Genomic DNA, 11189 nt, shown 5'->3' with positions numbered 1-11189 from the left:
CCATCGTGAAGTCTTCCGGATCGGCGCGTACGGCGCGCCGCAATGCTGCCCTGTCCTCCTCCGACGCCTCGACGGACACCGTCGCCACCGCCGCGAACGGCCGTGCGAAAACGGCAACGAAACCGAAAGACCCGATACGTCAGACAAAACGCACGACGAAAGCCGCCGGCCCGGCCGCCCGCACGGCCGGTGCGACGAAGGCCGGCACCCGCACGCGCGACGACAAGGACGGCCCGCTGTTCGACGACATCCGCTTTCTCGGCCGCCTGCTCGGCGACGTCGTGCGCGAGCAGGAAGGCGACACCGTGTTCGACGTCGTCGAGACGATCCGCCAGACCGCCGTCAAGTTCCGCCGCGAGGACGACAGCGAAGCCGCGCAGACGCTCGAGAAGAAGCTGCGCAAGCTGACGCCGGAGCAGACGGTGAGCGTCGTGCGCGCGTTCAGCTATTTCTCGCACCTCGCGAACATCGCGGAAGACCGCCACCACAACCGCCGCCGCCGCATCCACGCGCTGGCCGGCTCCGCGTCGCAGCCCGGCACGGTCGCGTACGCACTCGAGCAACTGAAAACGACCGGCAATGCGTCGAAGCGACTGCTGCAGCGCTTCTTCGACGATGCGCTGATCGTGCCGGTGCTGACCGCGCACCCGACCGAAGTGCAGCGCAAGAGCATCCTCGACGCGCAGCACGACATCGCGCGCCTGCTCGCCGAGCGCGACCAGGAGCTGACCAGCCGCGAGCGCCAGTACAACGAATCGATGCTGCGCGCACGCGTCACCACGCTGTGGCAGACGCGCATGCTGCGCGACGCGCGCCTGACGGTCGGCGACGAAATCGAGAACGCGCTGTCGTACTACCGCGCGACGTTCCTCGACGAACTGCCGGCGCTCTACGGCGACATCGAGGCCGCGCTCGCCGAGCACGGCCTGTCCGCGCGCGTACCCGCGTTCTTCCAGATGGGCAGCTGGATCGGCGGCGACCGCGACGGCAACCCGAACGTGACCGCGTCGACGCTCGACGAAGCGATCAACCGCCAGGCCGCGGTGATCCTCGAGCACTATCTGGAACAGGTGCACAAGCTCGGCGCCGAACTGTCCGTGTCGAACCTGCTCGTCGGCGCGAACGACGCCGTGAAGGCGCTCGCGGCCGCGTCGCCCGACCAGTCGCCGCACCGCGTCGACGAGCCGTATCGTCGCGCGCTGATCGGTATCTACACGCGGCTCGCCGCAAGCGCGCGCGTGCGTCTCGGCGAAGGCACGGTGCCCGTGCGCAGCGCGGGCCGCGGCGCGCCGCCCGTGCGCGCGATCCCGTATGCGGATTCCGAAGCGTTCGTCGCCGACCTGAAGGTGCTGACCGCGTCGCTCGACGAACACCACGGCACGTCGCTCGCCGCGCCGCGCCTCGCGCCGCTCGTGCGCGCGGCCGAAGTGTTCGGCTTCCATCTCGCGAGCATCGACCTGCGCCAAAGCTCCGACATCCACGAAGCCGTGGTCGCCGAGCTGTTCGCACGCGCGGGCGTCGAGGCCGACTACGCGGCGCTCGCCGAGGAAGACAAGCTGCGCGTGCTGCTCGCCGCGCTCGCCGATCCGCGTCCGCTGCGCTCGCCGTACCTCGAATACTCCGCGCTCGCCCAGAGCGAACTCGGCGTGTTCGAGAAGGCGCGCGACGTGCGCGCCCAATTCGGCGCGCGCGCGGTGCGCAACTACATCATTTCGCACACGGAAACCGTCAGCGACCTCGTCGAGGTGCTGCTGCTCCAGAAGGAAACGGGCCTGCTCGAAGGCGCGCTCGGCGTGCCCGGCGGCAACGCGCGCAACAGCCTGATGGTGATCCCGCTGTTCGAGACGATTCCCGACCTGCGCGACGCCGCGCGCATCATGCGCGAATACTTCGCACTGCCAGGCATCGACGCGCTGGTCGCGCACCAGGGCGCCGAGCAGGAAGTGATGCTCGGCTATTCGGACAGCAACAAGGACGGCGGCTTCCTCACGTCGAACTGGGAGCTGTATCGTGCGGAACTCGCGCTCGTCGACCTGTTCCGCGACCGCAAGATCACGCTGCGCCTGTTCCACGGCCGCGGCGGCACGGTCGGCCGCGGTGGCGGCCCGACCTACCAGGCGATCCTGTCGCAGCCGCCGGGCACCGTGAACGGCCAGATCCGCCTGACCGAACAGGGCGAGGTGATCGCGAGCAAGTTCGCGAACCCGGAGATCGGCCGCCGGAACCTCGAGACGGTCGTCGCCGCGACGCTCGAGGCGACGCTCCTGCCGCAGAACAACGCGCCCGCGCAGCTGCCGGCGTTCGAGGCCGCGATGCAGACGCTGTCCGATTCGGCGATGGCCGCATACCGCGCGCTCGTCTACGAAACCCCGGGCTTCACCGACTATTTCTTCTCGTCGACGCCGATCACCGAGATCGCCGAGCTGAACATCGGCAGCCGCCCGGCCTCGCGCAAGCTGCAGGATCCGAAGCAGCGCAGGATCGAGGACCTGCGCGCGATTCCGTGGGGCTTCTCGTGGGGCCAGTGCCGGCTGCTGCTGACGGGCTGGTACGGCTTCGGCAGCGCGGTGAGCGCATATCTCGACGGCGCGCAGGATGAAGCCGAACGCACGAAGCGCGTCGCGCTGCTGAAGAAGATGAACAAGACCTGGCCGTTCTTCTCGAACCTGATGTCGAACATGGACATGGTGCTGGCGAAGACCGACCTCGCGGTCGCATCGCGCTACGCGCAACTGGTCGCCGACCGCAAGCTGCGCAAGCACGTGTTCGAGCGGATCGTCGCGGAATGGGAGCGCACGTCGCAGGCGCTGGCGGAAATCACCGGGCACGAAGGCCGCCTCGCGACCAACCCGCTGCTCGCGCGTTCGATCAAGAACCGCTTCCCGTATCTCGATCCGCTGAACCACCTGCAGGTCGAGCTGATCAAGCGCCACCGCGCCGGCGACACGAACGCGCGGCTGCGCCGCGGGATTCACCTGACGATCAACGGGATCGCGGCCGGCCTGCGCAACACGGGCTGATCCGCATGCGGCGCGGCGCCATGCCGCGCCGGCCGGCGGCATGAAAGCCGCGATACCCACCGTATGCACGGTGGCGTATCGCGGCTTTTTTCATGCTCGCGGGCGTCGACGAAACGGTGCGGGCGCACCGCACGCTCAGCGCGCGTCGATCAGCAGCGCGTCGTGCTCGAACGATCCGTCGGGCTGCACCGCGTAGTAGCCGCGCACCTCGTCGGGCGCATGCGCCCACAGCGCGCGAATGCCGGTGACGCTGTCGGCCGGCGTGCGGATGCGCGCGACCCACGTATCGAAATCGATCGGCAGCCGCCAGCGGCTGTGCACGTGCGCGTCGAAGCCGGCATCGCGGAACATCGCGAGCCATTCGTCCGCGCGGTAGTCGCGCACGTGCGACGCGTCGCGCAGCACTTCCGCGGCCTGCAGGTACGTATCGAGGAGCGCATGGTCGTTGCCGGCGATGTCGATCATCAGCACGCGGCCGCCCGGCTTCAGCACGCGGCGCACTTCGGCGAGCGCCGCGCGCATGTCGTGCCAGTGGTGCGCGCTCATCCGGCTCACGACCCAGTCGAACGTCGCCGTCTCGAACGGCAGTTTCTCGGCCGGGCCCTGCTGCGTACGGATGTTCGCGAGCCCGCGCTCGCGCGCCGCGGCGTCGACGGTCGCGAGCATCTGCGCGGCGAGATCGTAGGCAACCACGGCGCGCACGTGCGGCGCGACCGCGAAGCTCGCGTGACCGGCGCCGCAGCCGAGATCGAGCACCGCGGCATCGGGCGTCGCACGCACCGCGTCGGCGAGCGTCTGCAGGTCGGCGCCCGTCGCGTGGACCGTACTCGTCAGGTAGGCGGCGGCCGTCGTGCCGAATGCGTCGGCGACCTGGTCGTGGTGTTTCATCGTTCTCTCCTTTCTCTTGCGCAATCGGCCGGCGTGGATGCGTCCGTGCACTTTCCGGCCCCATGCAGCACGTTTTGTGGGACGCCCGCTCCCCTGGCAGCGCGCGAGCCGCTACAATAGGCCTGCGCTTGTACCAGTACAAGTTAAGCAGTTATTCTGGTATTCGATACACCTGTCTGATCGTTGCCGCATCCCCGCTTTCACTTCGCCGTTTCCGCATGAACCAGCCGTCCTCCGTCCCCGTCCCGCCGCTCGACGCCACGCCCGCCCGTGCGCTCGGCGAATTCATCCGCGCCCACCGCGAGCGGCTGTCGCCGCAGGCCGTCGGCCTGCCGCCCGGCCCGCGCCGCCGCACGCCGGGGCTGCGGCGCGAGGAAGTCGCGCAGCTCTGCGGCGTCAGCCCCACCTGGTACACGTGGATCGAACAGGGCCGGCCCGTGTCCGCGTCGGCCGACGCACTCGCGCGGATCGCCGTCGCGCTGCAACTGTCGAAGGCCGAGCGCGCGTACCTGTTCGAGCTGGCCGCGCAGCGCGACCCGGCCGAGCCCGACGTCGCGGGCGGCGACCTGCCGCCGACGCTCGCCGCGACCGTCGCGGCCATCGCGACGCCCGCCTACGTGCTCGACCGGCAATGGAACGCACTCGCGTGGAACGCACCGGCCGCCGCGCTCTTTTCCGGCTGGCTCGACGGCGAGCACGACCGCAACCTGCTGCGCTTCACCTTCATGTCGCCGGCCGCGCGCACGCTGATCGTCGACTGGGAAACCCGCGCGCGGCGGCTCGCGGCCGAATTCCGCGCCGATTCGATCCGGCACCTGACCGACGCGCCCACGCGTGCGCTGATCGACGCACTGACCACCGGCAGCGATGCCTTCGCGCAGTACTGGGCATCGCAGGACGTGTTCGAACGCGAAGGCGGCCTGCGCGAATTCGACCATCCGGCCGACGGCCGCCTCGTGTACCAGCAGATCACGCTGAAGCCCGCGCACCGCGAGGACCTGAAGCTGGTCGTGCTCGTGCGCGACTGAACGGGCCGGCCCGCGCGGGCCACGGCCGGCGGGCCGCCGCGAACGGCTGCGCGCCACGGCGGGCAGGCCCGCGAATGTTAGAATCGCGGGATTCCCTCGGCGGCGCACGCCGCCCAACATCCCCTTCGAAGAATCGCCATGACGTCCCAACTGCACAAAAAGGGCGAGGCCTGGTCGGCCCGCTTCTCGGAACCGATGTCGGAGCTGGTCAAGCGCTACACGTCGTCGGTGTTTTTCGACAAGCGCCTCGCGCTCGTCGACATCGCCGGCTCGCTCGCGCACGCGAACATGCTCGCCGCGCAGAAGATCATCAGCGCCGACGACCTGGCCGCGATCGAACGCGGGATGGCGCAGATCAAGGGAGAAATCGAGCGCGGCGAATTCGAATGGCAGCTCGACCTGGAAGACGTCCACCTGAACATCGAGGCGCGCCTGACCGCGCTGATCGGCGATGCCGGCAAGCGCCTGCACACGGGCCGCTCGCGCAACGACCAGGTCGCCACCGACATCCGCCTGTGGCTGCGCGGCGAGATCGACCGCATCGGCGGCCTGCTGAACGACCTGCGCGGTGCGCTGCTCGACCTCGCGGAACAGAACGCCGACACGATCATGCCGGGCTTCACGCACCTGCAGGTCGCACAGCCGGTCACGTTCGGCCACCACCTGCTCGCGTACGTCGAGATGTTCTCGCGCGACGCGGAACGCATGCGCGACTGCCGCACCCGCGTGAACCGCCTGCCGCTCGGCGCGGCCGCGCTCGCCGGCACCAGCTACCCGATCGACCGCCACGCAGTGGCGAAGACGCTCGGCTTCGACGGCATCTGCGCGAACTCGCTCGACGCGGTGTCGGATCGCGACTTCGCGATCGAGTTCACCGCGGCGTCCGCGCTCGTGATGACGCACGTGTCGCGCTTCTCCGAAGAACTGGTGCTTTGGATGAGCCCGCGCGTCGGCTTCATCGACATCGCCGACCGCTTCTGCACCGGCAGCTCGATCATGCCGCAGAAGAAGAACCCGGACGTGCCCGAGCTCGCGCGCGGCAAGACGGGCCGCGTGAACGGCCACCTGATGGCGCTGCTGACGCTGATGAAAGGCCAGCCGCTCGCGTACAACAAGGACAACCAGGAAGACAAGGAACCGCTGTTCGACACGGTCGACACCGTCGCCGACACGCTGCGGATCTTCGCCGAGATGGTGGCCGGCATCACCGTGAAGCCGGACGCGATGCGCGCGGCCGCCCTGCAGGGCTTCTCGACCGCCACCGACCTCGCCGACTACCTGGTGAAGCGCGGCCTGCCGTTCCGCGATGCGCACGAAGCCGTCGCGCACGCCGTGAAGATCTGCGACGACCGTGGCATCGACCTGGCCGACCTGACGCTCGACGAGATGAAGCAGGAACTGCCGAACGTCGCGCACCTGATCGGCGAAGACGTGTTCGGCTACCTGACGCTCGAAGGTTCGGTCGCCAGCCGCAATCACCCTGGCGGCACCGCGCCCGACCAGGTGCGTGCGGCGGTCAAGGCAGCCCGCGCCGCGCTCGGCCGGTAAGCCCGCTGTTCCGGACGGACGCCATCGGCGTCCGTTTTTCATTCGGGCGGCCGTCGCGCCGCCCATCGCCTTCCCCGCTTCCCGAATGCCGCCGATGACCTTTTCCGCCGCGCTCTTCGACATGGACGGCCTGCTCGTCGATTCCGAGCGGACCATCATGAACACGTGGATCGACGTGTCGAATGCGCACGGTGTCACGCTGACCACCGCCGACTACCTGCAGATCGTCGGCCGCTCGTTCGCCGAAGGCCAGGTGATCCTGGCGCGGCTGATCGGCAATCCCGACACGTTCGACGCGGTGCGCACCCGCGTGCGCGAGCAGCTCGCGGCGCCCGAATCGCATCCGAAGTTTCCGCTGAAGCCCGGCGCGTTCGCGCTGCTCGACACGCTCGCGCAAGCCGGCATTCCGTGCGCGGTCGCGTCGTCGTCCGCGAGCGAGGTGATCCGCGCACGGCTCGACGCGGTCGGCGTGCTGCCGTTCTTCCGCGCGATCGCGGGCGGCGACGAAGTCGCACGCGGCAAGCCCGACCCGGCCGTCTACCGGCTCGCGGCCGAACGCCTCGGCGTGCCGGCACACGCATGCGTCGCGTTCGAGGACAGCGATTTCGGTGCGCAGTCGGCCGCCGGCGCGGGCGCCGCGGTCGTCACCGTGCCCGACCTGAAGGCGCCGACGCCCGAGATCATCGCGCTGAGCCTGCACGTGCTCGCATCGCTCGACGATGCGCTCGCGCTCGTGCCGTCGTGGTTCGGCGGGCACGATACGCGACGGCCCGCGTAGATCGCGTGCCACCCAATGCAAAACGGGCACCCGAGGTGCCCGTTTTGCCGTATCGCCGAACAACCGGCATCGCGGTTGCGCTTACTTGTTGCCCGCCGTCTCCGACAGCCGTTTCATCGTCGCGATGCGCGCGCCGATCAGGTCGACACGGCCGTCCTCGCCGACGAGCGGCGCCGTCGCATCGCGGAACCCGACCCACGCGCGCTGCGCGCGTACGAGCGTCGCGGCCGAATGCGCGGGCATCTTGCGGCGCAGCTTCTGGTAATAGCGGTTCAGGTCGAACAGCGCGTGCTCGCACGCGGCGTCCTGTTCGCACGGGCGCACGCGGCGCACGGCCGGATCGCGCGGCGCGTTCGCCGGCTTGCCGTTCGGCCGGGCCCCGCCCTGGGCCGCGCTCGTGCCGCCCTGCGCGCCGCTCGTGGCCGCCACCGGCACGGCGGCGGGCGGCGGGGCATAACGATCGGCCGCGCCGCGCAGCGCCAGCGCGCGATCGCGCACCGGCTGCAGCTGCAGGTCGGCACTCGACATCGCGTACGACGTGCCGCGCGTGGTGTCGTACACAGCCTTCAGCAGATGCACTTCATCCTTGCGCCACGTGAGCCAGCGGCGCTGGCTGTCCTGCCAGCCGCGCTTCGCGTCGGCCGGCGCATCCTTCAACAGGCGCTGGTATGCGCCGTCCATCACGGCCTGCCACTGCTGCTGCGCTTCGCCCATGCACTGGATCTGGCCGGCCGGCGAAGACCGGTCGCGCCGCGCGAGGCATTGCCGCATCGCGACGTCGATCGGGTCGGCCGCCGCGACTTCGGCGTGCGCGACACCCATGCCCGCCAGCCCCGACACGCCTGCCGCCCAGACGACGAGCGCGGCCACCGCCGCACGCATCGCCTGGATTCGTCCGTGCGTCGCCATCAGTCGCGCACGCAGTCGACGAAGTACTCGACGCGGCCGTTCACCTCTTCCGCGACGAGGCCGTGGATGTCGGTGTGGAAGCCCGGGAAGCGTTCGTTGAAGTCGCGCGCGAACCGCAGGTAGTTCACGATCGTCTTGTTGAAGCGCTCGCCCGGAATCAGCAGCGGAATGCCCGGCGGGTACGGCGTGAGCAGGATGCTCGTCACGCGGCCTTCGAGCTCGTCGAGCGGCACGCGGTCGATCTTGCGGTGCGCGAGCTTCGCGAACGCGTCCGACGGCTTCATCGCCGGCTCCATGTCCGACAGGTACATCTCGGTCGTCAGGCGGGCGATGTCGTTCGCGCGGTACACGTCGTGGATCTGCGTGCACAGGTCGCGCAGGCCGACACGCTCGTAGCGCGGATGCTGCGCGACGAATTCCGGCAGCACGCGCCACAGCGGCTGGTTGTTGTCGTAGTCGTCCTTGAACTGCTGCAGTTCGGTCACCATCGAGTTCCAGCGGCCCTTCGTGATGCCGATCGTGAACATGATGAAGAACGAGTACAGGCCGGTCTTCTCGACGATGATCCCGTGCTCGGCCAGGTACTTCGTGACGATCGCGGCCGGAATGCCCGTCTCGCCGAACTCGCCGTCGACGTCGAGCCCCGGCGTGATGATCGTCGCCTTGATCGGGTCGAGCATGTTGAAGCCTTCCGCGAGCGGGCCGAAGCCGTGCCAGTGGTCGTTCGGCTTCAGCATCCAGTCGTCGCGCGAGCCGATGCCTTCCGCCGACAGCTCGTCCGGGCCCCACACGCTGAAGAACCAGTCGTCGCCGTATTCGGCGTCGACCTTGCGCATCGCGCGGCGGAAGTCGATCGCCTCGGCGATCGATTCCTCGACGAGCGCGGTGCCGCCCGGCGGCTCCATCATCGCCGCCGCGACGTCGCACGACGCGATGATCGCGTACTGCGGGCTCGTCGACGTGTGCATCAGGTACGCCTCGTTGAAGCGGTGCTTGTCGAACGTGCGGTTCTCCGAATCCTGCACGACGATCTGCGACGCCTGCGAGATGCCCGCGAGCAGCTTGTGCGTCGAGTGCGTCGCGAACACGAGCGCGCCCGTGCGCGGACGGCCGTCGCCGATCGCGTGCATGTCGCGGTAGAAATCGTGGAACGTCGCGTGCGGCAGCCACGCTTCGTCGAAGTGCAGCGTGTCGAGCAGGTCGCCCAGCAGGTCCTTGATCATCTCGACGTTGTAGACGACGCCGTCGTACGTGCTCTGCGTGATCGTCAGGATGCGCGGCTTCATGTCCGGGTTCTGGCGCATCGCCTCGCGCGCGAACGGGTTCGCCTCGATCTTCTTGCGGATGTTCTCCGGCTTGAACTCGTCGCGCGGGATCGGCCCGATGATGCCGAAGTGGTTGCGCGTCGGCGTCAGGAACACCGGAATCGCGCCCGTCATCGTGATCGCGTGCAGGATCGACTTGTGGCAGTTGCGGTCGACCAGCACGATGTCGCCGGGCGCGACCGTCGCGTGCCAGACGATCTTGTTCGACGTCGACGTGCCGTTCGTCACGAAGAACAGGTGGTCCGCGCTGAAGATGCGCGCCGCATTGCGCTCGGACGCCGCGACCGGGCCCGTGTGGTCGAGCAGCTGGCCGAGTTCGTCCACCGCGTTGCAGACGTCGGCGCGCAGCATGTTCTCGCCGAAGAACTGGTGGAACATCTGGCCGAGCGGGTTCTTCAGGAACGCGACGCCGCCCGAGTGGCCCGGGCAGTGCCACGAGTACGAGCCTTCGTCCGCGTACTTCACCAGTTCCTTGAAGAACGGCGGCGCGAGCGAGTCGAGATAGACCTTCGCTTCACGGATGATGTGGCGCGCGACGAACTCCGGCGTGTCCTCGAACATGTGGATGAAGCCGTGCAGCTCGCGCAGGATGTCGTTCGGCAGGTGGCGCGACGTGCGCGTCTCGCCGTACAGGAAGATCGGGATGTCCGCGTTGCGGCGGCGCACTTCGGTGACGAACGCGCGCAGCTCGATGATCGCGGTCGCGAGTTCGGGCAGTTCGCCGTCCGGGCCGGTTTCGCCGAGCATGAGTTCGTCGTCGTCGATCGACAGGATGAAGCACGACGCGCGGCTCGATTGCTGCGCGAACGACGTCAGATCGCCGTAGCTCGTGAGGCCGAGGACTTCGACGCCCTCCTTCTCGATCGCTTCGGCCAACGCCCGGATGCCGGAGCCCGAGATGTTCTCGGAGCGGAAATCTTCGTCGATGATGACGACGGGGAAACGAAACTTCATGGGCGATTCTCCAAAAAGAACGACCGCGGCGCGTCACGCGCAGCGGTCACCCGGAAACTGGTGAGACGTTATGCAACCAGATCAGGTTTTCGGCAGCGTGACACCGCGCTGCCCCTGATACTTGCCGCCGCGATCCGCGTACGACACGTCGCACACTTCGTCGCTTTCGAAGAAGAGCACCTGCGCGACGCCTTCGTTCGCGTAGATCTTCGCGGGCAACGGCGTGGTGTTCGAGAATTCCAGCGTGACGTAGCCTTCCCACTCGGGTTCGAACGGCGTCACGTTGACGATGATCCCGCAGCGCGCATAGGTCGACTTGCCGAGGCAGACGGTGAGCACGGTGCGCGGGATGCGGAAATATTCGACGGTGCGGGCCAGCGCGAACGAGTTCGGCGGGATGATGCACACGTCGCCCTTGAAATCGACAAACGACCCCTCGTCGAAGTTCTTCGGATCGACGATCGTCGAGTTGATGTTCGTGAAGATCTTGAATTCGTCCGCGCAGCGGATGTCGTAGCCGTAGCTCGACGTGCCGTAGCTGACGATCCGGCGGCCGTCCTCGGACGCGCGGACCTGATCGGGCACGAACGGCTCGATCATCTTGTGCTCTTCGGCCATGCGCCGAATCCATTTGTCGGACTTGATGCTCATAACAGGGCGCCTGGAAACGCTGCGTGACAGTCGGTGAGGGCCATACCCGCGAAGCGGCGGCCGGGAAAGGCGCACATTTTACGCGATC

The 11189-nt window shown here is 68.4% G+C and carries 8 protein-coding genes; 4 read left to right on the top strand and 4 right to left on the bottom strand.

Annotation, left to right across the window (positions count from 1 at the left end; genetic code table 11):
• The first annotated feature begins 5 nt into the window (after positions 1 to 5).
• Positions 6 to 3020 (top strand): phosphoenolpyruvate carboxylase, encoded by a 3015-nt coding sequence (gene ppc / locus FOZ70_RS18010; protein ID WP_060049674.1) that lies wholly within the window; start codon positions 6 to 8, stop codon positions 3018 to 3020.
• 135 nt (positions 3021 to 3155) lie between these two features.
• Here the strand turns inward: ppc and FOZ70_RS18005 are convergent, their stop codons facing one another.
• Positions 3156 to 3908, bottom strand: coding sequence for a class I SAM-dependent methyltransferase (locus FOZ70_RS18005; protein ID WP_219706376.1), 753 nt, complete (start codon positions 3906 to 3908; stop codon positions 3156 to 3158).
• A 218-nt stretch (positions 3909 to 4126) separates the two neighbouring features.
• On the opposite strand from FOZ70_RS18005, the gene FOZ70_RS18000 reads away from it, so the two are divergent.
• The 3 genes from FOZ70_RS18000 (at position 4127) to FOZ70_RS17990 (ending at position 7262) form a co-directional block, all read left to right on the top strand.
• A complete protein-coding gene (locus FOZ70_RS18000; RefSeq protein ID WP_219706375.1) occupies positions 4127 to 4936 on the top strand; it encodes a helix-turn-helix transcriptional regulator in 810 nt (269 codons plus the stop codon).
• A 138-nt stretch (positions 4937 to 5074) separates the two neighbouring features.
• Positions 5075 to 6484, top strand: a complete 1410-nt coding sequence (gene argH, locus FOZ70_RS17995) for an argininosuccinate lyase (RefSeq protein ID WP_027786739.1) — start codon at positions 5075 to 5077, stop codon at positions 6482 to 6484.
• Positions 6485 to 6578: 94 nt separating this feature from the next.
• A complete protein-coding gene (locus FOZ70_RS17990; protein WP_219706374.1) occupies positions 6579 to 7262 on the top strand; it encodes an HAD family phosphatase in 684 nt (227 codons plus the stop codon).
• A gap of 81 nt (positions 7263 to 7343) precedes the next feature.
• On the opposite strand, the gene FOZ70_RS17985 is transcribed toward FOZ70_RS17990, so the two are convergent.
• The 3 genes from FOZ70_RS17985 to dcd all read right to left on the bottom strand — a co-directional run bounded on the left by FOZ70_RS17985 (position 7344) and on the right by dcd (position 11101).
• Entirely contained in the window at positions 7344 to 8171 is an 828-nt protein-coding gene (locus FOZ70_RS17985; protein WP_059590462.1) for a lysozyme inhibitor LprI family protein, read from the bottom strand.
• The gene (locus FOZ70_RS17980) at positions 8171 to 10450 is read right to left on the bottom strand and encodes an arginine/lysine/ornithine decarboxylase (RefSeq protein ID WP_021163792.1); all 2280 of its coding nucleotides are present in this window, start codon (positions 10448 to 10450) and stop codon (positions 8171 to 8173) included. Before FOZ70_RS17980 ends, FOZ70_RS17985 begins: the two co-directional genes overlap by 1 nt.
• Before the next feature lie 81 nt (positions 10451 to 10531).
• Positions 10532 to 11101, bottom strand: coding sequence for a dCTP deaminase (gene dcd / locus FOZ70_RS17975; protein WP_006398615.1), 570 nt, complete (start codon positions 11099 to 11101; stop codon positions 10532 to 10534).
• Positions 11102 to 11189: the final 88 nt, after the last annotated feature.

The sequence above is a fragment of the Burkholderia sp. COPS genome (assembly GCF_019425585.1).
GTDB lineage: Bacteria > Pseudomonadota > Gammaproteobacteria > Burkholderiales > Burkholderiaceae > Burkholderia > Burkholderia cepacia.
The sequence above is the reverse complement of the archived record's forward strand: the minus strand, read 5'-3'. Positions and strand labels throughout refer to the sequence as shown.